This window comes from Brevundimonas sp., assembly GCF_965227765.1.
GTDB lineage: Bacteria > Pseudomonadota > Alphaproteobacteria > Caulobacterales > Caulobacteraceae > Brevundimonas.
The window spans coordinates 280,222-304,798 of sequence record NZ_OZ245778.1; the positions used below are offsets into that span (position 1 = coordinate 280,222).

Below are 24,577 nucleotides of genomic sequence, written 5' to 3' on the forward strand. Positions count from 1 at the left end.
ACTAGCCGACCACCAGGTTGACGATGCGATCCGGCACCACGATCACCTTCTTCACCGAGACACTGTTGGCTGAAAGGTAGGCTTGAATGGCGGCGTTGGCGAGGGCCGCGGCCTCCACGTCGGCGCTGGCGGCGCCGCGCGGCATCGAGATCTCGCTACGGCGCTTGCCGGAGATCTGGATCGGCAGGACCACCTCGTCGTCAGCGGCGAGGGCGGCGTCATAGACGGGCCAGGGCGCGTCCAGGACCATGCCGGCCTCACCCAACCGGGCCCAGCATTCCTCGGCCAGGTGGGGCGTGAACGGGGCGATCAGACGGGCCAGGGCGGACAGGGCCTGACGTTTGGCGTCGCCGCCCGCGTCCTTGGCGTCGCGCACCGTCGCCAGGAAGGCATAGAGTTTGGCGATGGCAGAGTTGAAGCGGAAGCCTTCGACGCCCTCGGACACGGCCTTGATGGCCTTGTGGGTCTCGCGAACCAGGGCGGCGTTGGCGGCCTCGGTCCCGGCGGCCGAGGCGTCATAACCATCGAACTCGGCCCAGACGCGCTGGACGAAGCGGCTGGCGCCCTCGACGCCGCCGGGGGTCCATTGCACATCCCGCTCGGGGGGACTGTCGGACAGAACGAACAGACGACCGGCGTCCACGCCGTGGCTGCCCAGGATTTCCTGGGGCGCAACGACGTTCTTCTTGGACTTGGACATCTTCTCGATGTCGCCGATGACCAGGCTCTCGCCGGTCGACAGCTGGCGGGCGCTGCGCACGCCGGCGTCGTTCTTCAGGTCCACGTCGGTGGGCTCGACCCAGGCGCCGTCGGCCCGGCGATAGGTCTCGTGGACCACCATCCCTTGCGTGAACAGGCCGGCGAAGGGTTCCTTGACCGACAGCATCCCCACATCGGCCAGGGCGCGGGTCACGAACCGGGCATAGAGCAGGTGCAGGACCGCGTGCTCGACCCCGCCGATATACTGGTCCACGGCCAGCCAGCGGTCGGCGGCGGCCTTGTCGATGGGCGCATCCGCCGTCGGGTCGGTGAAGCGGGCGAAGTACCAGCTGGAATCGACGAAGGTGTCCAGGGTGTCGGTCTCGCGCGTCGCATCGGCGCCGCACGACGGGCATTTGACGTGTTTCCAGGTCGGGTGGCGGGCCAGGGGGTTGCCCGGCACGTCAAAGGTCACGTCGTCGGGCAGGACCACGGGCAGTTCGTCCGCCGGCACCGGCTGCACGCCGCACGACGCACAGTGGATGACCGGGATGGGGCAGCCCCAGTAGCGCTGGCGGCTGACGCCCCAGTCGCGCAGGCGATAGATGGTCGCGCCCTTGCCTGCGCCCGCGGCCTCGATGCGTTCGATGGCGGCGGCCTTGGCGTCCTCGATGGACAGGCCGTTCAGGAAGTCGGAGTGGAACAGGGCGCCGGGGCCGACATAGGCCTCGGTCTCGACGGCGAAGTCGTCGCCGGCGCCCTCAGGGCGGACCACCGCCTGGACCGGCAGATTGTATTTGCGGGCGAAATCCAGATCCCGCTGGTCGTGGGCGGGACAGCCGAAGATGGCGCCCGTGCCGTATTCCGACAGGATGAAGTTGGCGATCCAGACGCTGACCTCATGGCCGGTGAAGGGATGTTTGACCTTCAGGCCCGTGTCCCAGCCGATCTTTTCGGCCTGTTCGATGTCGGCGGTGGAGGTGCCGCCCGCACGGCATTCGGCGACGAAGGCGGCGACCTTCGGGTCGGCCTCGGCCATGGCCTTGGCGATCGGATGATCTGGCGCGATGCCCATGAAGCTGGCGCCGAACAGGGTATCGGGGCGGGTGGTGTAGATTTCCAGACCATCAGGCGACGCAGCCGGCGCCTCGCCCGACCAGGCCCAGGTCATCTGCAGACCCTTGGAGCGGCCGATCCAGTTTTCCTGCATCAACCGGACCTTATCGGGCCAGCGATCCAGATCCTTGAGGCCCTCGATCAGGTCGTCGGCATAGTCGGTGATGCGCAGGAACCACTGGTTCAGCTTGCGTTTCTCGACCACGGCGCCCGAGCGCCAGCCCTTGCCGTCGATGACCTGTTCATTGGCCAGGACGGTGTTGTCGACGGGGTCCCAGTTGACCATGCCGTCCTTGCGATAGACCAGGCCCCGCTTGAACAGCTCCAGGAACCAGGCCTGCTGCTTGCCGTAGTATTCCGGGTCGCAGGTGGCGAACTCGCGCGACCAGTCCAGCGACAGGCCCAGCAGTTTCAGCTGTTCGCGCATCTGGGCGATGTTGTCGTAGGTCCAGCCCTTGGGGTGGATGCCGCGTTCCATGGCCGCATTCTCGGCCGGCATGCCGAACGCGTCCCAGCCCATGGGGTGCAGCACGTCGAAGCCCTGGGCGCGCTTGTGACGCGCCACCACGTCGCCCATCACATAGTTGCGGGCGTGGCCCATGTGGATGTTCCCCGAAGGATAGGGAAACATTTCAAGGACATAGTATTTCGGACGGCCCGTGTCCTTGGTGACGAAGGCGTTCGCCTCCGCCCAGCGCGCCTGCTGGCGGGGTTCAGCGGTCTTGGGTTCGTAACGGGCCACGGGAATCCTGAGGGCGGAGAGGGGCTCCGTGCCCCTCGCGCTCAAGTAGCCCGAAGGGCGATAGCGCCCAAGCGAAGAGGGCGACACGCCCTCGCGCTCACATAGCCCGAAGGACGCGCATGCCCAAGGAAATCAGGCCCCGCCCCCCGGGCTCAGCAAGAGAGGCAAGGGACAGGGCCCGGGATCGGAAAGTCGTCGGCGCGAAAGCGCCTAGCCTGCGTTGGCGAGATTGAGCTGGCGCGCCTTGGTCAGGATGGCGTTTTCCAGGTCGGTCTCGGTCTGGGCGGCGACGGGGGCGCTGGTCCAGGCGCCGGCGGCGTCCTTGACTTCCTTGGTCACGGTCACGTTCAGCGCATCGGCCCGCAGACGGGTGTCGAGGATGAAGACGGTGGCCTTGAAACGCTCGTTCGGCGTCTGCGGATTGACGTACCAGTCGTAGTTGACGACCCCGCCCCACGGATCAGCGGTCAGCAGGGGCATGAAGCTGAGCGTGTCGAGCGTCGCGCGCCACAGATAGCCGTTCACGCCGATGCCCTGCTGGACATTGGCCTTCGGCTTCTTGTCGCCCCCGGTGAAGGGCACGCGCACGCCGCCGCAGGCGGAAAGCATCAGGCCGGATGCGATGACGACGACCGTTGCGCCGCGGATCACCGCTTTAGAGGGGGCCATCAAGGAATTCTCCATTCAGATTGGCGTTGCGTCGCCCATGTGATGCATCGGCGCCGCAGCGACGTTCTATAACACGTCCAAAAGGGGCGATGACAAGGCGAACCGTGTCTGGCGCCACCGGGTTCGGCTCAGCCTTCGCACCGCTGGATGGCTGTCGAGGCCCCAGGTCTGCGAGTTCCATCGCCTTTGCCCGTGACGCTTGGGCCACAGGCTGGACCGGAGTCGCCCGGAACTTGAATCTTTCCGCTACGTTGCGTTGACCGGGCGAGCCTGGGGTGTCTACTTCCTTGGCTCACGACGAAAACGTCGGTTCAGGTTTCATGCGTCGTCATCCGATGACGCCCAAGGGTTGGAAATGCGGGTCTTCGGGATCATCGCAGCGCTAGTGAGCCTGATGGCTCTGACGACCGTGGCCGGCGAGGCCGCGGCGCAGTCGCGCACCCATACCCCCAGCGTGTCTCTCTCCGACGCCGCCGCCAGCCAGCGCAGCGGCGCGACCACCACGACCCCGCGTCGTGGCCTGCGCTGGAACCAGAACGGCCGCTGGGGTCTGGACTTCAACATGAACCAGCCGGTCGGCCGCGAGGCCCAGTGGGGCGATGTCGAGGCCGGCGCCTATTACCGGCTGAACCCGCGCCTCAGCGTCGGCGCCGCCGCTGGCCTGGGTTCGCCCGAAGCCGACCCGGCCCGCGCCCCCGAAACGGACCGCCGCTCGCAGCCGCGCATCCGGCTGGAATCCATCTTCAAATTCTAGGTTGAGGCCGCAAAGGCTTCGCTGATCGCCGCTACGCCTGCGATTCCGCACGCGCCGCTGGCGGCAAGCTGTCCGACGTTCGCCGCCGTGATCCCGCCCAGGGCATAGACGGGCAGGGGGGATTTCCCCACGCGGGCCGTGAACGCCTCAACGCCCAGCGGCGGCTTGATCGCCGACGCTCCGCCGGCGGGAAACACCGGCGACATCACCAGGGCGTCCAGACCAGCGGTCTCGCTCGCCTCGCCATGACAGGCGCCGGTCAGCAGCCAGGCGGGCCAGCGCCGCCTCAGATCCTGCGCCCGGCTCAGATCACGCTCGGCCAGATGCACGCCATCGGCGCCGACCCGTTCCGCCAAATCCGCGTCCTGTCCGATCAGCAGCTGAACCCCGGCCTGACGCGTCACCTCCCTCAGCCGGTCCGCGGTCGCCGCGGCGTCGCTGGCGCCGAAATGGCGGAACACCACACAGGCCCCGGCGGGCAGGGCGGCGGCGGTGACCCAGGGCGCGGGCGTCCGCTGGGGATCGGTCATGAACAGCAGGGGCGGCAGGCGGCCAATCCGGCTGACAGCCGCGCCGCCGCGCGCTACAGGCTGCGCGTCCCGCCACCGCTGGTTCAGCGCCGTGGCGGCGTCCCACAGCGTCCTAGCCTTGTCCGGGAGATCCATGGCTTCCTCATCCCCCGCTTCGTCGCCCCCGTCCACCGTCGAAGGCGGCATCGCCGCAAACCTGGCCCAGGTGCATGACCACATCGCCGCCGCCGCCCGCACGGTCGGGCGCGATCCGGCCAGCGTCACCCTGACGGCGGTGTCCAAGACGCAGAGTCCCGAGGCCATCGACGCCATCCTGGCCGCTGGCCAGCGGGTGTTCGGCGAAAACCGGGTGCAGGAGGCGCAAGGCCGCTGGAGCGAGCGCCGCCCCGCTCTGTCCGACCTCGAACTGCGCCTGATCGGCCCGCTGCAATCGAACAAGGCCGAGGACGCCGTGGCCCTGTTCGACGTCATCGAGACCGTCGACCGGGAAAGCCTGTTGCCCGCCCTGGCCAAGGCGATCGAAAAGGTCGGACGGACGCCCCGCCTGCTGATCCAGGTCAATACGGGCGCAGAGCCCCAGAAGGCCGGTATCCTGCCGGGTGAGACCGACGCCCTGATCGCCGCGGCCCGCGAACACGGCCTAGAGATAGAGGGCCTGATGGCCATTCCCCCGGCGGACGAGGAGCCGATCCTGCATTTCGCCCTGCTGGCCAAGATCGCCGCCCGCAATGGGCTGAAGACCCTGTCGATGGGCATGAGCGGGGACTACGAGGCGGCAATTCGTCTCGGCGCCACCCATGTCCGGATCGGAACCGCGCTTTTCGGCGTTCGCACCCCGTCGCCTGCCACCTGAATCGACACGATTTTTCGGTTCGGCCTTGGCGTCGCCCTGAAGCCTCGCCATTGTCTGCATATGCCCACGCCAAAGACCCTGCTGATCATCGACGACGACGACGACCTGCGCGAGGCGCTGGCTGAACAGCTGGCCCTGCACGAGGAGTTCCGGACGGTCCAGGCCGCGACCGCGACCGAGGGCGTTCGCCTGGGTCGAGAGATCCGCGCCGACCTCATCCTGCTGGACATCGACCTGCCCGACATGGATGGGCGAGAGGCCTGCCGCCTGTTGCGCAAGGACGGGGTCTCGACCCCGGTCATCATGCTGACGGCCCAGGATTCGGATTCCGACACGGTGCTGGGCCTCGACGCCGGGGCCAATGACTATGTCACCAAGCCCTTCCGCTTCGCCGTGCTGCTGGCCCGCATCCGGGCCCATCTGCGCAGCCACGAACAGTCCGAGGACGCCGTCTTCGCCATCGGCCCCTATTCCTTCCGCCCCGCCGGCAAGATCCTGCTGGACGAGCGCGGCAAGAAGATCCGGCTGACGGAGAAGGAAACCAACATCCTCAAATACCTCTATCGCGCCGGGGCCAAGCCGGTGTCGCGCGAGGAGCTGCTGACCGAGGTCTGGGGCTATAACGCCGGGGTCACGACCCACACCCTGGAAACCCACATCTATCGTCTGCGCCAGAAGATCGAGCCCGAGCCCGGCCAGGCGCGCCTGCTGCTGACCGATGCGGGCGGATACCGACTACAGCCCTAGACGGCGGTCTCTTTCGCGTCGCGGCCCGTCTTCTCGCTGATCGTGAACATCGGCAGGAAGACGTGGACCAGCGGCCCGATGCTCAGGGCGAACAGCACGGTGCCCAGGCCGACCGATCCGCCCAGGATCCAGCCCACGCAGACGACGACCAGCTCGATCCCCGTGCGGACCCATTTCACCGGCCAGCCTGTGCGGGCGACGATGCCGGTCATCAGTCCGTCGCGCGGGCCGGCCCCCAGGCCCGCGCCAATATAGGCGCTGCTGGCCAGGCCGGTCAGAACGATGCCCGACACCAACAGGACGGCGCGCACCGCGATCGGCATATCCGCCGGGATCAGGGCCAGGAACAGATTGGCCGCCGGGCCGATCAGGGCGACGTTGGCGACGGTGCCGAATCCCGGCCTCTGGCGCAGGGGGATCCACAGCAGCAGCACCACGACGCCCAGCAGGTTGACGATCATGCCGAAGCTGATGCCCATGGCCTGGCCCCACCGCTCGAACAGGCCTTGGGTCAGGACGTTCCAGGGGTCGAGCCCCAGGTCGCCCCGCACGATCAGGGCGATGGACAGGCCATAGAACAACAGGCCGACGAACAGCTGGATCAGGCGACGCGCCAGGGTCATGCGGCTCTACAGGTCCAGATCGACCGTGATGGGACAGTGGTCGCTGGGCTGTTCCCAGGCCCGGACCGGCTCGTGGATGACGGCGCTTTGCGGGACCACCGAGGGCGTCAGGCCGGGCGAGGTCCAGATATGGTCCAGGCGCAGGCCGCGCTGCGAGACGCGGAAATCCTTGGCCCGATAGCTCCACCACGAAGCCAGTTTCTGAGGCTCGGGATAGGCGTCTCGCACCACGTCATGGAAACCGCCGGCCTGCTGCAGCCTGCGCAAGGTCTCGATCTCGCCGGGGGTGTGGCTGACGACCTTCAGCATGAATTTGTGGTTGAAGACGTCGAACTCGGACGGCGCGATGTTGAAATCGCCGCACATCAGGAGGCGGGCCGACTTGTCCTGCGCCGCCACCGTCGCGGTCAGCTGTTCGTAGAAGTCCATCTTGTGATCGAACTTGGGGTTCAGCGCGCGATCCGGCTCGTCGCCGCCGGCGGGGATGTAGAAGTTCTGCACGTCGATCCCGGCGATGCGCGCCGAAACGCAGCGGGCGTGGCCCAGCTTGCAGGACTGAAAGGTGTCTGATGGCTCCATCGGCAGGCGCGAGGCGATGGCCACCCCGTGCCAGCCCTTCTGACCCGCCACCTTCAGGTGGGGCACCCCCATGTCGACAAAGGCGTTTCTGGGAAACTGGTCCTCCAGGCATTTGATCTCCTGCAGGCACAGGACATCGACGTTCGCCTCGCTCACGAACCGCGCGACCTGTTCGATCCTCAGACGGACCGAATTGATATTCCAGGTGGCGATGCGAAGGGTCATGCGGGCGCTTCTAGCGGGGCCGTTCGCTCAAGGCGACTGCTAACCCGGCAAGACTGCGCTCAAGCCGCGAGCCGACCGATTGCGCCTCAAGAAAGCTCCCGCTCAAGCAGCGAGCGACCGCGTCGCGAGCGTTAGCGGTCTTGCGCAGAATGCGCGTCGCGAAGCGACACGTTGGAAACATGAAAAAACGCCCGGCGCGCGAGGCGCCGGGCGTAAAGTTCAGTCTCTCTCAGAGGCCGCGTTCGGGAGGGGATGACGTCCGATGCGGATCGAGCGACCGCCGTCGCTCTGTGTTCTTGATGTCACGACCCTGGAAATAAGTCAAATCGTCACAAACCCCAATTGCCTGTGCTCCAAGAACCACGATCACCAAATCGCGACAATCAGTTCCGTCCGGGCCGGCGCGTCGGATCATTCAGTTGAAACAGGCTATTGGCCAGATTTGGCGCCGCGTTCAGCGTCGTAAGCTGCGTCCGCGTGCGACCACCCTGGGCATCGGTGATGGTCCACTCCTGCAACCTCAGCGGGTTACCGGCGAAGGCCAGGATGACAGATCCGTCGTTGGGGCGGCGATTATCGCGTGCGGTGATGGCGAAGGCGCCCGACTGCATCCGGGTGACGCGGTCGATGCGAACCCCCTGATCGAGGCGCACGGTCCGGGCCAGGAAGGTCGACAGCGGCGTCTGGCTCAGCGGCACCTGGCGAAACACGTTCAGGCGCGGATCGTAGCGTTTGACGTTGTGGCCGTCCGACACCACCAGCAGGCCGGCGGGGTCAGCATACTCGAACCGCATCTTGCCCGGACGCTGCAGATAGAAGCGACCGGTCCGGCGCTGGCCGCCCGCGCCCGTCTCGACGAAATTGCCCTGGGCCGAGGTCAGGTTCTGAAGATTGGCCTGGGCGGTGGCCAGCACGGCCTGATCATCGGCGGACAGCCCGGTCTGGGCGGCGGCCGGCAGGGCGGCGAGCGCGGAGATGGCGGCGATGCCAAAACCCAGTTGGCGGCGTGAGACGGTCATTGAGGTCTTCCTCCCGTTCGGGATGATGCGTTGATCCTGCCGTTATCGCGACCGGCCTTGGCGTCGATATGGCCCAAGCCAGACCATATTCCGGCGCCGGGATGAAGGTCTGTTCAGGCGTGAGCGGCCTAAACGCGGTGCAAGGGTCGAGGTTTCGCCTATGCTTTTGCAGCGCAGCCGGGCCTACGGGGTTTGACAGGCTTTGTGATTGCCATCGAAATGGCCGCAGGGGGATTCACTCATGCGATCGAATACGATTTTTGTCGGGACCGTCATTGCGCTCGCCGTGGTGCTGGTGATCGAGATTTGGCTTTTTGCGACCTTCATGTCCGGCGTTTCACCACTCGCCGTCCTTCTTGAGATGTCCGTGGTGATGAAGATGGCGGCCGTTGTGGTCCTGCTGCTGGCGATGACGGGGGTGATCGGAGGCTTGCTGCGTGAAGCGGCGCTTGCTGGGATTGTATCCTTGCTCGCAGTCGCCATCGGTCTGCTCGGCGCCGCCTATGGCGAAATGAATGTTCAGGCGGCGCTGCAGGCCGTTGGGCCTGTAGATTTTGGGGTGACGGCTCCCGACCGCGCCCAGAGCATCAGCCTGGTGGCCCTTGGCCTGTTCGTCGCCGTGATGTCTCTGGGGCTCAGCCGTGCGAGACGCACAGCCTGAGCCGCCTCACCCCATCGGCGGCGGACCCGCCAGCACGTCGCGTTTGCCGGCATGGTTGGCCTGGCTGACCACGCCCTCCTGCTCCATCCGTTCGATCAGGGAGGCGGCGCGGTTATAGCCTATCTGCAGGCGGCGCTGGACGTAGGAGGTCGAGGCCTTGCGGTCGCGGGTGACCACGGCCACAGCCCGGTCGTACAGGTCGTCGCCCGATGACCCCCCGCCGTCCTCGCCGCCCATGGCGTTGTCGCCGTCGCCATCGGGATCGTCGGTGATCAGGTCCAGATAGTCGGGCTCGGCCTGGGCGCGCAGGTGTTTGCAGACCTCTTCGACCTCCTGATCGGTCACGAACGGGCCATGCAGGCGGGTGATGCGGCCGCCGCCGGCCATGTAGAGCATGTCGCCCTGACCCAGCAGCTGCTCGCCGCCCTGCTCGCCCAGGATGGTGCGGCTGTCGATCTTGGAGGTGACCTGGAAGGAGATCCGGGTCGGGAAGTTGGCCTTGATGGTGCCGGTGATGACGTCGACCGACGGGCGTTGCGTGGCCATGATCAGGTGGATGCCGGCGGCGCGGGCCATCTGGGCCAGGCGCTGCACGGCGCCCTCGACGTCCTTGCCGGCGACCAGCATCAGGTCGGCCATCTCGTCCATGACCACGACCAGATAGGGCATGGGCTCGGGGCGGATCTTCTCGCTCTCATAGACCGGGCGGCCCTGGTCGTCGAAGCCGGTCTGGACCGTGCGCTCGAAATGCTCGCCCTTCTTTTGGGCCTCGATGGCGCGCTCGTTGTAGCTGGCGACGTTCCTGACCCCCAGCTTGGACATGCGGCGATAGCGGTCCTCCATCTCGCGCACCGTCCATTTCAGGGCGACGACGGCCTTCTTGGGATCGGTGACGACGGGCGCCAGGAGGTGCGGGATGCCGTCATAGACCGACAGCTCCAGCATCTTGGGGTCGATCATGATGAAGCGGCATTCGGCCGGCGAGTGGCGATACAGGATCGACAGGATCATGGCGTTGACCCCGACCGACTTGCCCGAGCCGGTGGTGCCCGCGATCAGCAGGTGGGGCATGCGCGCCAGGTCGGCGACATAGGGCTCGCCGCCGATGGTCTCGCCCAGGGCCAGCGGCAGCAGATGGGACTTCTTGTCGAACTCGCCCGAGGACAAGAGGTCCCTCAAATAGACGGTCTCGCGCTTGGCGTTGGGCAGTTCGATGCCGATGGCGTTGCGCCCCTGAACCACGCTGATGCGGCAGGCGCGGGCCGACATCGACCGGGCGATGTCGTCGGACAGGGCGACGACGCGGCCGTGCTTGACGCCGGGCGCGGGGGCCAGTTCGTACAGGGTGACGACGGGGCCGGGGCGGATCTGGTCGATCACGCCGCGCACGCCGAACTCGGCCAGCACGCCTTCCAGCATCTTGGCGTTCTGTTTCAGCGCCTCTTCGTCCACCGCGCCGGAGCGGGCGGCGGGCTTGGACAGCATGCCCAGCGGCGGCAGGTCGAATGCGCCTTCGGGACGGGTGAACTCGAACCCGATCTGGTCGTCGTCGACGGCCTTCTTGCTGGGGCGAGGGGCCTTGGGCGCGGCGACGCGGGGCTCGCTGGCGCGGGTCACGGGCTGAAGCACCGGCTCGACCTCGGGCTCGTCCCAGGGCGGGGTGTCGTCGTCCAGATCGGCCGCTGCGGCGCTGGCGCGGGGCGAGGCGACGGCGGCGGTCCGTTCGTTCGCCGGGGTCTCGTCCGTGGGTTCAGGCGCGGGTCGGGCCTTGCGCGGCGCAGGCTTGCGGGCGGCTGTGGGTTCCGGCGCCGCCGGCGTGCGACGCAGGGTCTTGCTCCAGTCCAGGGTGTCGGTGAAGTCGGCGGTCCTCAGACCCACGGCATAGCCGCAGGCCCACAGGCCCAGGGCCGCGAACAGCACCCCGACGATGATCGCCCCGCCCGGAATCCTCAGGGCCGTCAGCCCGGCGATGGCCAGGCCCGAGACCCCGTCGCCCCACAACCCGCCCAGGCCCGAGGCCAGGGGCCAGGCGGCGGGCTCGGTCGGCGCCGACAGGGCGGCCGACAGCAACAGCACCCCTGCGCTGGCCGACAGGGCCTTCAGCGGCGTGGGCTTGAGCCTCTGCTGGATGGCCTCGCCGATGGCGCCGGCCAGTCCAAAGGCGATCAGCAGGACGCAGGCGGGCCAGGCGGCCAGGCCCAGGCTCTGCATGAACAGGTCGGCGAACAGGGCGCCGTTCGCCCCCAGCCAGTTGGTCGCCGCCATGGAGGAGGCCGCATTCAGGCTGGGATCGGCCGGGTTCCACGAGATCAGGGCCACCAGCAACAGGCTCGCCAGCAGGGCCTGCAACACCCCCCTGAACCGCACCACAAAGGGCGCGTCCCACAGAATGCGGGCGCTGGACCAGGCGCGATTGCCAAGGACGAGAACGGCGGACATGGGCAGGCGAACTCCAGCCGACACACAGGAACCGCCCTTGTCGCCCAGGCAGGGTTAAGGGGCTGTTTACCGTCCGATCAGTCTTCAACCGGCGGCCGCCAGTCGGGATCGTTGACCGGATACCAGTCCGCCGCCAGATCGTCCCATCCGGGGTTGGCGTCCTCGATCAGCTTCAGCTTCCAGTCGCGCCGCCATTTCTTCAGCCGCTTCTCGCGCTGGATGGCTTCAGTGACCCAGACGTGGCGCTCGAACCAGACCAGACGGTCGCAACCGTATGTCTTGGTGAACCCGTCGAAAGTTCCATTCCTGTGCTTCCAGACCCGGGCGAAAAGGTTCGATGTCATACCGACATAGATCGTCCCATTCCGCTGGCTAGCCATGATGTAGGTCGCAATAAAAGTGCGATGCGTCGGCATGGGTGTAACCTAAGCGATCACCGTTCTTTCGTCATCCTCCGGGCCGCGCAGCGGAACCGGGGGACCCAGCGGCCCGCGATAGCGGGACCTGTCACACGCCTCAGCTCAAGGGTCGCCTTCGGCGCCGCTGGGTCCCCCGGTCTGCGCCGCGAAGGCGCGGCTTGCCGGAGGATGACGAAAGGGAGAAGGGTTTGATGCAACAAAAAGGGCGGGCCCATTGCTGGACCCGCCCTCTCTTTGTTCAGCGTAGGAGAAGCGTGGACTAGAAGTCCATGCCGCCCATGCCGCCGCCCATGCCGCCCATGTCGGGAGCGCCGCCGGCGCCGCCCTTCTTGGGTGCATCGGCCACGGCCGCTTCGGTCGTGATCAGGATCGAGGCCACCGAGGCGGCGTCGGTCAGGGCGGTGCGAACCACCTTGGCCGGGTCGATCACGCCCATGGCGACCAGGTCGCCGTACTCTTCGGTCTGGGCGTTGAAGCCGTAGGTGGCCGAGGCGTTTTCAAGCACCTTGCCGACCACGATCGAGCCTTCGACGCCGGCGTTTTCCACGATCTGACGGATCGGGGCCTGGATGGCGCGACGGATGATGGCGATGCCGGCGGTCTGATCGGCGTTGTCGCCCTTCAGTCCGTCCAGAGCCTTCGAAGCCTTCAGCAGGGCGATGCCGCCGCCGGGGACGATGCCTTCTTCAACCGCTGCACGCGTGGCGTTCAGGGCGTCGTCGACGCGGTCCTTCTTTTCCTTCACTTCGACTTCGGTCGAGCCGCCGACGCGGATGACGGCGACGCCGCCGGCCAGCTTGGCCAGACGTTCCTGCAGCTTTTCCTTGTCGTAGTCAGAGGTGGTGTCCTCGATCTGCTTCTTGATCTGGCCGATGCGGGCTTCGATCTCTTCCTTGCCGCCGACGCCGTCCACGATGGTGGTGTCGTCCTTGGTGATCGTGACCTTCTTGGCCTTGCCGAGCATGTCGATGGTGACGTTCTCGAGCTTGATGCCCAGGTCTTCACTGATGACCTGGCCGCCCGTCAGGACGGCGATGTCTTCCAGCATGGCCTTGCGGCGATCACCGAAGCCCGGCGCCTTGACGGCGGCGACGCGCAGGCCGCCACGCAGCTTGTTGACGACCAGCGTGGCCAGGGCCTCGCCTTCGATGTCCTCGGCGATGATGACCAGCGGACGGCCCGATTGCACGACGGCTTCCAGGATCGGCAGCATGGCCTGCAGCGAGGACAGCTTCTTTTCGAACAGCAGGATCAGAGGCTCTTCGAGTTGAACCTCCATCTTGTCGGCGTTGGTGATGAAGTAGGGCGACAGGTAGCCGCGGTCGAACTGCATGCCTTCGACGACGTCCAGCTCGGTTTCAGCCGTCTTGGCTTCTTCGACGGTGATGACGCCTTCGTTGCCGACCTTGGCCATGGCCTTGGCGATCATTTCGCCGACTTCAGCGTCGCCGTTGGCCGAGATGGTGCCGACCTGGGCGATCTCGGAGTTGTTCTCGACCTTCTTGGCCGAGGCCTTGATGTCGGCGAGGACAGCGGTGACGGCCTTGTCGATGCCGCGCTTCAGATCCATCGGGTTCATGCCGGCGGCGACGGCTTTCAGGCCCTCTTGCACGATCGACTGAGCCAGGACGGTGGCGGTGGTGGTGCCGTCGCCCGCCTTGTCGTTCGTCTTCGAAGCGACTTCGCGGATCATCTGGGCGCCCATGTTCTCGAAGGCGTCTTCGAGTTCGATCTCTTTTGCGACCGACACGCCATCCTTGGTCGAGCGCGGGGCGCCGAAGGACTTCTGGATCACGACGTTGCGGCCCTTGGGACCCAGGGTCACCTTGACGGCGTTGGCGAGGACGTTGACGCCGCGCAGCATCTTGTCGCGTGCGTCGGTGTTGAACTGTACGATTTTAGCGGCCATGCGGGCAGCTCCTAAATATTGATTTCGTTGAGGAAGGTCGTCGAAACGTCGGTGTGCTTACAGCACGCCCGGGACATCGGTGTGCTTACAGCACGCCCAGGACGTCGGATTCCTTCATGATGATCAGGTCTTCGCCTTCCAGCTTGACCTCGGTGCCCGACCACTTGCCGAACAGGATGCGGTCGCCGGCCTTCAGTTCCAGGGCGTTGACCTTGCCGGAATCGTCACGGACGCCGGGGCCGACGGAGATCACTTCGCCTTCCTGGGGCTTTTCCTTGGCCGTATCGGGGATGATGATCCCACCCTTGGTCTTGGATTCTTCTTCCACGCGCTTGACCAGCACGCGATCGCCGAGGGGACGAAACGCCATCTGCATATTCTCCGATGTGAACTTCAAAGTTTCCTCGCAAGCGGCTCGGGGTCGGCTTTTGGCAGCCGGTCCTCACGAGTGCTAACGCAGGGTGCAAGTAGGGGGGCCGCCTGCCACCGTCAAGCGGGGGCGGTGGGCGGAGACGCAAAGATTCAGCCCGGATAAAGGGTCGGCCGGGATTTTGCAGAAGGCCTCAGGGCGCGGGCGTCTCGGTGGCGGCCAGTCGCCACGCCGCCTCGACCTGGCGTTCGAACAGGGGGGCGGCGCCGCGTACGCTGGTGCGCCAGTCGCGCCCGCCCTCGCTGTCGGTGCGGCCCTGTTCACGCCGCAGCAGGGCGGCCAGGGCGGTGCGCAGCTGGGCCATGGCGTCGCCGGGCCGGTCCTGGTCCAGCAAAAAGCCGGCGAACAGATTGGCCTCGACCAGGCTGTCGGGATGTCCGGGGGCCAGCCGGGCGGTGGTGATGGCGCGGGCGCGCACGAACAGGGGTTCGGCCTCGCCGGGTCGGCCCAGGGCCGACAGGGCGCCGGCATAGCCCGTCAATGTATCGACCACGTCGGGGCTTTCCGGTCCCAGGCCGGCGTCCAGCAGGACCAGGCCGCGCGCGAACTCGGGCTCGGCCTCGGCGTATCGGCCCTGGTCGGACAGGGCGTGGCCGATATTGGTGTGGACCACGCCGGTGAAGGGATGGTCCGGCCCGGCGACCTCGACGGCCAGGTCCAGGGCGCGCCGGAACTGGATCTCGGCCTTCAGGCCGTCGCCCTGGGTGTGCAGATACCAGCCGTAGTTGGTCAGGCACTGGGCCAGCAGCACCGGGTCGTCCGACACCTCGGCGACCGAGACGGCGCGGCGATAAAGCGGACTGGCCTCGGGCCCGCGTCCGGTGCGGCGCAGGGCGTTGCCCAGATTGGACAGGACGATGGCCAGGTGGAAATCCTTGGACCCGTGCAGCCCCTCGTACATCCCCAGCACCTGGCGATAGGCGGGGTCGGCCTCGGCGTAGCGGCCCTGGGCGGCCAGGGCGTTGGCGTACAGGTTCAGCGCGTCGGCGGTCTTTTCGTGCGCCGGCCCCAGATGGACGACGCGCAGGTCATAGCTCTGGCGCGCCGTGGTCTCGGCCTCCTCGTTGCGGCCCAGGGCGTCGAAGGCCTTAGCCTTGTCGTAGAGCAGACCGGCCTCGATCACCGGCGCGGGCGGGTCGGCGCGGGCGTTGACGCCCAGGCCCCGGTCGATCAGGGCCAGGGCTTCGGGGTACCGGCCCTGGTCGATGCGGATGCGGGCCAGAAGGTTCAGCGGCAGGGCCAGGCGCGGCGACTGTTCGCCCTCGCGCGCCACGATCAGGGCTTTCGTCGCCTCCAGCCCGGCGACGGCCTCGTCGGTCTGGTCGGCGGCATAGGCGGCGCGGGCGGCGGCCAGACCGGCCTCGACCTGGGCGGTCAGATCGGACTGAGCTGCGGCCGTTTGGGCTGGGGTCGTCTGGGCTGGGATCGCTGCGGCCTCGACCGGCATGGCCATCAGGAGGCCGCCCGTCATCGCCAACGCCGCCGAAAGTCCTCGTGTCATCGGTCGCTCCCCCGAAGGAAGGCTAGGCCTCAGGGCCGAGACCGACAAGCGCGACATGAACCGAAAATGAACGCCGGTTGTTCAGGCGTGTTCAGCCTGGGCTGTTACAGATCTGGGTGACGGTCTGAAGGGCCGCCGCAGGCCGCACCGGCCAAGAGGGCTGAAGGATGAACACCAGGATCAAGATCGCCGTACTGGCCGCGCCTCTGCTGGCCATGACCGTGATGGGCGCCATGCCCGTCCAGGCCCAGAGCTATCAGCCCTATGACGGCCCGGTCTATCAGGACTATCCGTCCAACTATTCGACCCCGGCCGCGCAGACCTATGGCCAGACCTACAGCCAGAGCTACAGCCAGAACTACGAGCCCGGCGGTTATAGCCAGGGCTATGATCAGGGCGGCTATTACGACCAGGGCTACGACCGAGGCTACCAGGGCCAGCCGCAAAGCCGGCCCAGCAACAACAACAACGCCTGGGTCGGGCTGGCCGTCGGCGCCGTCGCGGGCGCACTGGTCGTCAGCGCGCTGAACGACAACCGCCATGACCGGGGCCACTACTACCGCGATCGCGGTCACCGGGGCCGCGACCACGACCGCCGCGGCTATGGCGGGCATCGCTGGTAATCGCCTGAGACTGCCAGGCTGAGGGCGGGCTACCGGAGACGGCGCCCGCCCTTTTCTTTGTCAGGCCATCAGCCGCGTCATCAGGGCCGAGGTCGAGGGATCGAGATCCGCCGACGGCCCGCCCGCCGCCACATCCTTCAGGATGGCCTTGGCCAGCACCTTGCCCAGTTCGACGCCCCACTGGTCGAAGCTGACGATGTCCCAGATCACGCCCTCGACGAAGGTCTTGTGCTCGTAAAGGGCCAGAAGGGCGCCCAGGGTCTCGGGCGTCAGCCGGTCCATCACGATGGCCGACGACGGCCGGTTGCCGGGGAAGGTCTTGTGGCTGGCCAGCCGGTCGGCCTCGGCCTCGTCGGCGCCGGATGCGATCAGCTCGGCTCGCGCCTGGTCCGTCGTCTTGCCCAGCATCAGGGCCTGCCCCTGGGCCAGGGCGTTGGACCACAGCGGCGATTCCGGCGCATCCTCATGCGTCTTCGACACGATGACGAACTCGGCCGGGACCACCTGCGGCCCCTGATGGATCTGCTGGAAGAAGGCGTGCTGGCCGTTGGTGCCGGGCTCGCCGAACACGACCGGACAGGTCTGACGCGTGACAGGCTTGCCGTCACGATCCACCCGCTTGCCGTTCGATTCCATCTCCAGCTGCTGCAGGAAGGAGGGCAGGCGCCGCAGGGCGTGGGCATAGGGCGCCACCGTCCGCGCCGTGCGGCCCAGACCATCGACGTTCCACACCTGGGCCAGGGCCAGCAGCACGGGCGCATTCTTGTCCAGGGGCGCGGCGACGAAATGGTCGTCCATGGCCGCCGCCCCCGCCAGCATGGCTTCGAACACGTCCGGCCCCAGGGCGATGACGCAGCTCAAGGACACCGCCGACCACAGGGAATAGCGGCCGCCGACCCAGTCGCGGAAGGCGAAGGTGCGGGCGCAGCCGAAGGCCTTGGCCTTGTCCGGGGCGGCCGTGACGCCGATGAAATGCCTGTCGCGTCCGGCCTCGGGCAGGCCCGCCGCCAGCCAGGCCCGCGCCGCCTCGGCGTTGGCCAGGGTCTCCTGGGTGGTGAAGGTCTTGGACACGACGATGACCAGGGTGGTCTCGGGGTCCAGCCCGGTCAGGGCCTCGGCCATGTCGCGCGGGTCGATATTGGCCACGAACCTCAGGTCGATCGCGGGATCCAGCGGCCTCAGCGCATCCCAGACCACGCGCGGCCCCAGGTCCGATCCGCCGATGCCGACGTGGACGATGGCCTTGAACGCCTTGCCCGTCGCCCCCGTCGCCGCGCCCGAGCGCACCTCATGGGCATAGGCGGCCATGTCGGCCCGCACCGCGTCCACCTCGGCCGAAACCGCCTCGCCCAGGGCGTGATAGTTCGAGCCCCTCGCGGCTCGCAGCGCCGGGTGCAGCACGGCCCGGCCCTCGGTCGAGTTGATCGCCTCGCCGGCGAACAGCCGCCCCCGCGCCGCCTCGACCCCGGCCGAGCGCGCCAGGTCCAGGCAGGCCTCGAAGCCCTCGCGGGTCCAGCTCTGTTTCGACAGGTCCAGATACAGGCCCGCCGCCTCCACGCTCATCCGCGCCAGCCGACCGGCGTCGGCCGTGAACTGATCGACGATGCGGGCGTCGGCGTCTTTATGGGCGGCGGCGTCGAAACGGGTCCAGTCGGCAGTCATCCGGCGATCCTCATGGTTATCAAGCTCTCGTTTACGGGTCAGGCGTAAGCCGGTTCAATCGCTGTTTCCGGAATTGATCCGCGTTACATCGCCCATCGGAAGATAGCCGTCATGTCCTGTGGTCTCGCCCTCAGCCTCGCCCTGATGATGAGCGACCCCAATGTCGCCGCCGCCGCAGCTTTGGCGCCCCCCGCCGCAGACGCCCCGGTCTCGGTCGCGTCCGAGCCCCTGTTCGTCGATATCGTCGGCCGCTCCACCGCCCTGAAGTCGGTGGTCGACGCCTGGACCGCCTCGAAGGCCGCCGACGCCGAGGGCTTCTTTTCCGGCCCGGCCTACGCCGACTTCAAGACCCGCGCCCAGGCCCTGTCGCAGACCGACATGCAGGCCCACCTGATCCTCAAGGAGCGTGGCACCGATGGCGACCTGAAATGCATCCTGCGCGGCATTTCCGAGGACATCGTGCACAAGATCGCCGCCCTGGAGGCCGCCGCCTCGCCTGAGGCCCGCGCCGTCGCCCTGTCGGAAATGTCCTATCTTCTGAACGACAATGTCGAGGTCATCACCTCGCCGCCCCAGCACGACGCCCAGTCGGGCCTGGAGGGGTAGGGCAGCCGTCCGGCCTAATCTCTCTTGACCCTGCCCGCGCGCCGATGTCTCTGTTCGGCGAACGGGGGAATTTCGGATGATGAAAAGCGGCGCATGGGCGTGGGTCCTTGCAGTTCCCGTGCTCCTGTCGGCCTGTCAGCCGCGGGATGACCGCAATGTCGTCCAGGTCGATCTGACCGAGGGTCCGCGCGTGGTGGCCGCCTCCGACATCGCGGCCGGCCGCTACATCGTCGCCACCAGCGGATGCAACGACTGCCACACGCCGATGTATGCCCAGACCGGGGGCGCCACGCCTGCTGAGGCCGAATGGCTGAAGGGCAGTTCGGAACCGCACACCGGCCCCTGGGGGACAAGCTACGGCAAGAACCTGCGGCTCACCGTCGCCAGTGTTTCGGAAGATGAATGGGTCACGCTTCTCGGCACGGGATCGAGCCTGCCGCCGATGCCGTGGCCCAGCGTCCGCAACATGTCGGAATACGACAGACGCGCGATCTATCGATACATCCGATCCCTGCCGGGCGACCGAGGCCGGCCCGCACCGGCGCCTCTGCCTCCGACGTCCGTCGCTGAGCCAGGGTCTGCAGACCGCCCTTAGGCCGACCGTGCGAGGGGAGTTCGTTTGCGGGCGATCAGCGGAATGTCCGCTTTCGGGCCGGGCGCCGAAGTCGTCAACCGACCCGTTGCGGACATTGACGAGCTCAGAGGGTTGACCCATCCTGAGATCGAAGCGGGAATGCGGCGTGAGCAAACATCGGCACAATCAACGGCTTCTTTCAAAACTGGCCTATGGCCAGAAAGGTCGAAGAGCGCTTTCTCTAGTCGTCATCGTTGTTTGGATGGTAAGTCTGCCCCTGTCTTATTGGGGGCCTGTAGAATTCCGCTGGCATTTTGACGTAATTTCTCAAGTTTCAGTACTTTTCATGTTTTTGCTCGGTGGCATTTGGGACTGGATTTGCAGCTGGACAGAAGGGATGAAGCCGTCAGTTAGGCGGTGACGCCGCAATAGCTATTGGTAGGTTGCTTTCCGCCTTTGTGAGATCGACCGCTTCCCACCCTTAGCCGACCTTCACGGCGTCCGCTTTAGCGCCTCCACCACCAGACCCTCGGTCAGCAGTTGCGGCAGGATGCGGGGCTCGGGCTGGCCGGGCGCATAGAGCAGATAGAGCGGCACGCCCGAGCGGCCGTGGCGTTGCAGGGCGCGGGTGATGGCGTCGTCGCGGCGGGTCCAGTCGGCCTTCAGATACAGGGTGTTGGTCCGCTCAAGCGCCCTGGCCACGGCGGGCGAGCCCAGGGCCGAGCGTTCGTTGATCTTGCAGGTCACGCACCAGTCGGCGGTGAAGTTGACCAGGACGGGGCGGCCCTGGGCCAGGGCCTCGGCGACGCGGGCCTCCGACCAGGCGTCGGGCTGGATTTCTGCAGCCTCGGGCGCCGATCCGGCGGTGCGGACGGCCAATCCTGTCAGCGCCAGGGCGGCGATAAGGCCGGCGATGGCGATGGCTCGCGTCGGCTTGGCGGCGGGGCGGCCAAAGGCCCACAGGCCCAGAACGACGGCCAGACCGGCGCAGACCAGCAGGATCAGAGGCAGGGTCCCGGTCTGGCGCGCGAAGACCCAGACCAGCCACAGGGCGGCGGCGTACATCGGCAGGGCCAGAAGTCTTTGCAGCTTGGCCATCCACGGGCCGGGTCGGGGCAGCAGGGCCAGGACGCGCGGCGACAGGCTGATGGCCAGATAGGGCAGGGCCAGCCCCAGCCCCAGCATCAGGAAAACCAGGACCGCAGCGGGCGCCGGCAGCAGCAGGGCCGCGCCCAGGGCCGAGGCCATGAAGGGCGCTGTGCAGGGGGCGGCGACGACCACGGCCAGCACTCCGGTCAAGAAGGCGCCCGCCCCGCCGTGAAGGCGCGACAGGGGGCCTGACCCCAGGTTCTGCAACCGCACGCCGATCTCGAACAGGCCCGACAGGTTCAGGGCCACGGCCAGCATCAGCAGGGCCAGGACGGCGACCACGGCGGGCGACTGCAGCTGAAAGCCCCAGCCGATGGCCTGTCCGCCCGCCCGCACCGCCAGCAGCACGATGGCGAGGGCGGCGAATGTCGGCAGCACCCCGGCCAGGAACGCCAGGCCGTCGCGGCGGGCCTCGGCCGGGTCGTGGGCCGTGCGGGTCAGGGCGGCGGCCTTCATGGCCAGCACCGGAAAGACGCAGGGCATCAGGTTCAGGATCAGCCCGCCCAGCAGGGCCAGGCCCGCCGTCTGAAGCAGCAGGATCAGGCTCCAGCCGGGGGCGGCGGGCGCGTCCTCGGAGGCCTCCAGCGCCTTGCCGCCTGCGGCGCCGGCCAGGGGCGGGCCGGGCGTGGCGGTGATCTCCCAGGCGCCCGCATCGGTGGCGAGGACGCCGGAGATGGGCCCGTCCTGCGTCGCGACCTTGCCCTTGCCGGCCGGGGCGGCGGCCAGTTCCAGGGTCAGGCCCTGGGGCCCCAGGCGACCGAACTGGGGGGCGGCGTGGTCGATGACCGCGCCTTCGAACGGAAAGAAGGTCGCCCGGCTCAGGTCGGCGCCCGCCAGAGGGCCGCCGGTCGCCGAAAGCGTCAGGCTTGAGCCGTTTCTGGTCACGCGCGCCTCGATCCCGGCGGGGCGGGGCGCGGTCTCGATCACCGTCTGGATGCGGCGGCCGTCGGCGCCGGCCAGGGGGGCGGCGCCCTCGCTCACGGGCAGGTCCAGGCTCAGGGTGCGCTGATCCGGCACGCACATCTGGTCGCTGCACACCAGGAACAGGGCCTGGACGCTGAGCGGAAGGGTCGAACCGGGCCGCGCGCCGGCCGGGATGCGGATCGGCACGGGCAGATAGACCGTGTTCGAATATCCGTAGTTCATCAGGCTTTGCAGCCTCTGGCGCTGGGGCAGGGGCCACAGGATGGGCTCGGCCTCGACGCCTGAGGGCAGGGTCCAGTCCAGGGTCGTCGCCCCGCCGGAATCGCCGGGATTGCGCCAATAGGTATGCCAGCCGGGCGCGATCTTCTGGCGCACGGCGACGATGACGGTCGCGCCGGGCGTGGCCCAGGTCGACATGGGGACCAGTTCGGCCTCCAACCGGTCGAGGGCGGCTGCGTCGGGAACCTGGGCCGCAACAGGCGCGCCGCCCACCAGCAGGACAGCCCCCGCCAGCAGGGTCAGCCAAGCGGTCCGCAAGCGGTTCGACAGTGAGAAGGGGGCGCGCGAGAACACCCGCGCTCTATAGCCAGTCCCGCCCGTCCCGACCATGCGCCGAAATGCGCGGCCGGGCTCGGGTCTTCAATCAGCGTGAGACGGCGTCGATGACGACCTCGGTGCGCCGACGCAGCGGTTCGCGCAGCCCCTCGGATGTCGTCGCGCCCAGATCGCCCACGGCGGCGACCGAGAAGGCGGGGATCGGCAGGCCGGCCTTGACCAGGGCCTCGGCCGTGGTGCGCGCCCGGCGCTCGGACAGGCTCAGGTTGGCGTCGGCGGTTCCTTGTGCATCGGCCAGACCCAGCACCTGAACCGAGCGGATATTGCAGCCCTGAACCTGAGCCGCCGTCATGCTGATCGCCTGCTTGGCCGCATCGGTCAGCTGGGCCTGGCCCTCGGCGAAATAGATTTCGAATCGTTGCGGGGCGCAGGACGCCGGTGCGGCGACAATCTGGTCGCGGCTGTTGAACAGGCCCGTGCTTTCGCACCCGGTCAGCCCAAGGCCCAGCCCGATCGCGGTCACGGCGATAATGATCTTCATTCGATGCATCCCCTTTGCTCGCCCCACGAGCAGTCCTCACAAACGATAAGGGGCGGCCGTCCTGCGACGACCGCCCCTTGAACTCATCCGGCCCCTAGGAGCCGAGCGATCGGCGGCCTAGTTACGGCGCTGACCGTTCTCCCAGTAGCATTCACGCTGATTGTTGTCGTAGCAGTAGTAGTACTGGCCCGACGAGCCGTAGCGCTGCTGGTTCGCGCGGTCCTGGCTCGAGCCGCGGATGGCGCCGGCGGTGCCGCCGATGGCCGCGCCGATCAGAGCGCCGCGTCCGGCGTTGCCGTCACCAACGTTGTTGCCGATGATGGCGCCGGCGACAGCGCCCAGGCCGGCGCCGATGGCGCCCTGGCGGACGGTCTGGTTGGAGTTGCCATACGGGTCGCTGGCGCAGGCGGTGGCCATGAGACCGGCAGCGCCGATCGCGAGGATTGTCATCTTCATGGGTTTGATCCCTTTTCCCTGTTTGCGGGCCTTGAGTTCGCCCCCGGGGGGAGAACGCTGGATTATGGCACAGGTTCCCGGCCTATGCTCGTATTCGGCCATGGATTAGGCTGAAAAAATCGCTGTATCAAAGCAGCGACTGGCGTGATGACACTGGGAGGGGTCTGAAATGCAATTTCCTGAACCAATTCGTATGGCTGAGGACAGCCACAGCCCCGTCTGGGCGCGCAGCAAGCGTCGGTCGAGCGGTGGCGGCTCGGGCCTTGTCGGCGTCCTGGTCACCCTGCTTGCCCTGTTCGGCGCCCTGACCGCAGTGCTGGGCATCAAGGAGCGCTCGCTGGCCGAGGGCGGCGCGATCGTCGACGGCTGGATCGCCGCTGGCGTGGCCCAGGTGAAGACCGCCACAGGCCAGGCCGTTGAAAAGGCGCCCGAAACCGCCCAGGCCGCCGCCGACAAGGCCGGAGCCGCAGCCGAGAAAACCGGCGACGCGCTTCAGGCCGGCGCCGCCGAGACTGCGGACCAGCTGAAGAAACAATAGTCACGCTTGTTCGGAACGTCAGTCCCGCCCGTTCGTTCGGGCGGGATGACCGATAGCCTGACCACGCCCCCGACGCCTCAGACGACGTCGGCCTCCGACGCGGACACGCCCGCCGAGGCGCGAACCCTGACGCGCCATGTCAAGATTGGGCGGGTCGTCGTCCTCATCAATCCGCTGTCCGGCTCCGTCGGTCCCAAGGCCCCCGCCGAGGTCGAGGCCATCATGGCCGAATACGACTGCGAGGCGGAGGTGGTCATTCTGGGCGACGGACAGATCGACGCCCAGATCGATCAGGCTCTGTCGTCCAGCCCCGATGTCCTGTTCGTACTGGCCGGTGACGGCACGGCGCGGGCGGTGGCGTCACGCGCCGGGGCCAAGGGTGCGCTGATCGTCCCCCTGCCTGGCGGGACCATGAATATGCTGCCCAGGGCCCTGTACGGCACGGCGGACTGGAAGATCGCCATGCGCGCCGCCCTGGAACAGGGCGAGGCCCAGTTCGTCTCGGGTGGGACTGTGGCGGGCCAGGCCTTCTATTGCGCCGCCATCCTGGGCTCTCCGGCGCTGTGGGCGCCCGCGCGCGAGGCGATGCGCACCGGCAAGATTTCCCTGGCCTGGGCCTATGGGCGCCGCGCCTGGAGGCGCGCTTTCAGCGGCCGGTTGCGGTTTTCTCTGGACGGCGGAGATCGGCGCAAGACCGAGGCCCTGGTCCTGATCAGCCCGATGATCTCGCGCGCCCTGGACGAGCCGGTCGGGCTGGAGGCTGCTGCCATGGATCCGGGCGACACCTCACAGGCCTTCCGGCTGGCGGCCACGGCCCTGTTCAGCGACTGGCGCTCCGACGCTTCGGTAACGACGCAACCGGCCAGGCTCATCGAGGTCTGGGGGCGCTCGAAGATTCCTGCCGTGATCGACGGCGAGCCGGTGCTGCTGGGATCCGAGGCCAAGGTGACCTTCATGCCCAAGGCTTTCCGCGCCCTGGCGCCCAATCCCGATCCGGCTGCCGACGCCGACGCGGCGACGTGATGGCGGGTGGC

The 24,577-nt window shown here is 67.6% G+C and carries 24 protein-coding genes; 9 read left to right on the forward strand and 15 right to left on the reverse strand.

Annotated features, from left to right (window positions below):
* Window position 1: 1 nt before the first annotated feature.
* Both leuS and ACO05L_RS01355 read right to left on the reverse strand, forming a co-directional pair.
* Window positions 2-2,557 carry a leucine--tRNA ligase gene (leuS, locus tag ACO05L_RS01350; protein ID WP_421730387.1) on the reverse strand — a complete coding sequence of 852 codons (2,556 nt, stop codon included), beginning with the start codon at window positions 2,555-2,557 and terminating at the stop codon, window positions 2-4.
* A 210-nt stretch (window positions 2,558-2,767) separates the two neighbouring features.
* Window positions 2,768-3,226 carry a DUF3576 domain-containing protein gene (locus tag ACO05L_RS01355; RefSeq protein ID WP_421730388.1) on the reverse strand — a complete coding sequence of 153 codons (459 nt, stop codon included), beginning with the start codon at window positions 3,224-3,226 and terminating at the stop codon, window positions 2,768-2,770.
* Window positions 3,227-3,620: 394 nt separating this feature from the next.
* Here ACO05L_RS01355 and ACO05L_RS01360 point away from each other — a divergent pair, with 394 nt between their 5' ends.
* A complete protein-coding gene (locus tag ACO05L_RS01360) occupies window positions 3,621-3,980 on the forward strand; it encodes an NtrZ family periplasmic regulatory protein (RefSeq protein WP_421730389.1) in 360 nt (119 codons plus the stop codon).
* Here ACO05L_RS01360 and ACO05L_RS01365 read toward each other — a convergent pair.
* Window positions 3,977-4,645, reverse strand: coding sequence for a thiamine phosphate synthase (locus ACO05L_RS01365; protein WP_421730390.1), 669 nt, complete (start codon window positions 4,643-4,645; stop codon window positions 3,977-3,979). The genes ACO05L_RS01360 and ACO05L_RS01365 overlap by 4 nt on opposite strands.
* Here ACO05L_RS01365 and ACO05L_RS01370 point away from each other — a divergent pair.
* Both ACO05L_RS01370 and ACO05L_RS01375 read left to right on the forward strand, forming a co-directional pair.
* Window positions 4,644-5,363 (forward strand): YggS family pyridoxal phosphate-dependent enzyme, encoded by a 720-nt coding sequence (locus ACO05L_RS01370; protein ID WP_421730391.1) that lies wholly within the window; start codon window positions 4,644-4,646, stop codon window positions 5,361-5,363. The genes ACO05L_RS01365 and ACO05L_RS01370 overlap by 2 nt on opposite strands.
* Window positions 5,364-5,423: 60 nt before the next feature.
* The gene (locus tag ACO05L_RS01375) at window positions 5,424-6,110 is read left to right on the forward strand and encodes a response regulator transcription factor (RefSeq protein WP_421730392.1); all 687 of its coding nucleotides are present in this window, start codon (window positions 5,424-5,426) and stop codon (window positions 6,108-6,110) included.
* Here ACO05L_RS01375 and ACO05L_RS01380 read toward each other — a convergent pair.
* From ACO05L_RS01380 to ACO05L_RS01390, 3 genes are all read right to left on the reverse strand, one after another.
* A complete protein-coding gene (locus ACO05L_RS01380) occupies window positions 6,107-6,733 on the reverse strand; it encodes a YczE/YyaS/YitT family protein (protein ID WP_421730393.1) in 627 nt (208 codons plus the stop codon). The two genes, ACO05L_RS01375 and ACO05L_RS01380, sit on opposite strands and share 4 nt — an antisense overlap.
* 6 nt (window positions 6,734-6,739) lie before the next feature.
* On the reverse strand, window positions 6,740-7,537 hold the full coding sequence (gene xth, locus ACO05L_RS01385; RefSeq protein ID WP_421730394.1) for an exodeoxyribonuclease III: 798 nt from the start codon (window positions 7,535-7,537) through the stop codon (window positions 6,740-6,742).
* A gap of 383 nt (window positions 7,538-7,920) precedes the next feature.
* Window positions 7,921-8,556, reverse strand: a complete 636-nt coding sequence (locus ACO05L_RS01390; RefSeq protein WP_421730395.1) for a LolA family protein — start codon at window positions 8,554-8,556, stop codon at window positions 7,921-7,923.
* Window positions 8,557-8,797: 241 nt separating this feature from the next.
* Here ACO05L_RS01390 and ACO05L_RS01395 point away from each other — a divergent pair, with 241 nt between their 5' ends.
* Window positions 8,798-9,217: a hypothetical protein gene (locus ACO05L_RS01395; RefSeq protein WP_421730396.1), complete on the forward strand. Its 420-nt coding sequence runs from the start codon at window positions 8,798-8,800 to the stop codon at window positions 9,215-9,217.
* 6 nt (window positions 9,218-9,223) lie between these two features.
* Here ACO05L_RS01395 and ACO05L_RS01400 read toward each other — a convergent pair whose 3' ends face one another.
* The 5 genes from ACO05L_RS01400 to ACO05L_RS01420 all read right to left on the reverse strand — a co-directional run bounded on the left by ACO05L_RS01400 (window position 9,224) and on the right by ACO05L_RS01420 (window position 15,915).
* Window positions 9,224-11,656 carry a DNA translocase FtsK 4TM domain-containing protein gene (locus tag ACO05L_RS01400; protein ID WP_421730397.1) on the reverse strand — a complete coding sequence of 811 codons (2,433 nt, stop codon included), beginning with the start codon at window positions 11,654-11,656 and terminating at the stop codon, window positions 9,224-9,226.
* A 77-nt stretch (window positions 11,657-11,733) separates the two neighbouring features.
* A complete protein-coding gene (locus tag ACO05L_RS01405; protein ID WP_421730398.1) occupies window positions 11,734-12,000 on the reverse strand; it encodes a GIY-YIG nuclease family protein in 267 nt (88 codons plus the stop codon).
* 334 nt (window positions 12,001-12,334) lie between these two features.
* The gene (gene groL / locus ACO05L_RS01410; RefSeq protein WP_421730399.1) at window positions 12,335-13,984 is read right to left on the reverse strand and encodes a chaperonin GroEL; all 1,650 of its coding nucleotides are present in this window, start codon (window positions 13,982-13,984) and stop codon (window positions 12,335-12,337) included.
* 85 nt (window positions 13,985-14,069) lie between these two features.
* The gene (gene groES / locus ACO05L_RS01415) at window positions 14,070-14,354 is read right to left on the reverse strand and encodes a co-chaperone GroES (RefSeq protein ID WP_421730400.1); all 285 of its coding nucleotides are present in this window, start codon (window positions 14,352-14,354) and stop codon (window positions 14,070-14,072) included.
* Between the two features lie 193 nt (window positions 14,355-14,547).
* Window positions 14,548-15,915, reverse strand: a complete 1,368-nt coding sequence (locus tag ACO05L_RS01420) for a tetratricopeptide repeat protein (protein WP_421730401.1) — start codon at window positions 15,913-15,915, stop codon at window positions 14,548-14,550.
* Between the two features lie 167 nt (window positions 15,916-16,082).
* On the opposite strand from ACO05L_RS01420, the gene ACO05L_RS01425 reads away from it, so the two are divergent.
* A complete protein-coding gene (locus ACO05L_RS01425; protein ID WP_421730402.1) occupies window positions 16,083-16,538 on the forward strand; it encodes a hypothetical protein in 456 nt (151 codons plus the stop codon).
* A gap of 60 nt (window positions 16,539-16,598) precedes the next feature.
* Here the strand turns inward: ACO05L_RS01425 and pgi are convergent, their stop codons facing one another.
* The gene (gene pgi / locus ACO05L_RS01430; protein ID WP_421730403.1) at window positions 16,599-18,200 is read right to left on the reverse strand and encodes a glucose-6-phosphate isomerase; all 1,602 of its coding nucleotides are present in this window, start codon (window positions 18,198-18,200) and stop codon (window positions 16,599-16,601) included.
* Between the two features lie 111 nt (window positions 18,201-18,311).
* On the opposite strand from pgi, the gene ACO05L_RS01435 reads away from it, so the two are divergent.
* Both ACO05L_RS01435 and ACO05L_RS01440 read left to right on the forward strand, forming a co-directional pair.
* Window positions 18,312-18,806, forward strand: coding sequence for a hypothetical protein (locus ACO05L_RS01435; RefSeq protein WP_421730404.1), 495 nt, complete (start codon window positions 18,312-18,314; stop codon window positions 18,804-18,806).
* A gap of 118 nt (window positions 18,807-18,924) precedes the next feature.
* Window positions 18,925-19,401: a cytochrome C gene (locus tag ACO05L_RS01440; protein WP_421730405.1), complete on the forward strand. Its 477-nt coding sequence runs from the start codon at window positions 18,925-18,927 to the stop codon at window positions 19,399-19,401.
* Window positions 19,402-19,872: 471 nt separating this feature from the next.
* Here the strand turns inward: ACO05L_RS01440 and ACO05L_RS01445 are convergent, their stop codons facing one another.
* The 3 genes from ACO05L_RS01445 to ACO05L_RS01455 form a co-directional block, all read right to left on the reverse strand.
* Window positions 19,873-22,026 (reverse strand): protein-disulfide reductase DsbD family protein, encoded by a 2,154-nt coding sequence (locus ACO05L_RS01445; protein ID WP_421730406.1) that lies wholly within the window; start codon window positions 22,024-22,026, stop codon window positions 19,873-19,875.
* 70 nt (window positions 22,027-22,096) lie between these two features.
* Window positions 22,097-22,549 carry an OmpA family protein gene (locus tag ACO05L_RS01450; protein WP_421730407.1) on the reverse strand — a complete coding sequence of 151 codons (453 nt, stop codon included), beginning with the start codon at window positions 22,547-22,549 and terminating at the stop codon, window positions 22,097-22,099.
* A 117-nt stretch (window positions 22,550-22,666) separates the two neighbouring features.
* Complete coding sequence (locus tag ACO05L_RS01455; RefSeq protein ID WP_421730408.1) at window positions 22,667-23,005, reverse strand: YMGG-like glycine zipper-containing protein; 339 nt, start codon at window positions 23,003-23,005, stop codon at window positions 22,667-22,669.
* 193 nt (window positions 23,006-23,198) lie between these two features.
* Between ACO05L_RS01455 and ACO05L_RS01460 the strand changes: the two genes are divergently transcribed.
* Both ACO05L_RS01460 and ACO05L_RS01465 read left to right on the forward strand, forming a co-directional pair.
* Entirely contained in the window at window positions 23,199-23,543 is a 345-nt protein-coding gene (locus tag ACO05L_RS01460; protein ID WP_421730409.1) for a hypothetical protein, read from the forward strand.
* Between the two features lie 45 nt (window positions 23,544-23,588).
* Window positions 23,589-24,566, forward strand: a complete 978-nt coding sequence (locus ACO05L_RS01465; protein WP_421730410.1) for a diacylglycerol/lipid kinase family protein — start codon at window positions 23,589-23,591, stop codon at window positions 24,564-24,566.
* Window positions 24,567-24,577 lie beyond the last annotated feature (11 nt).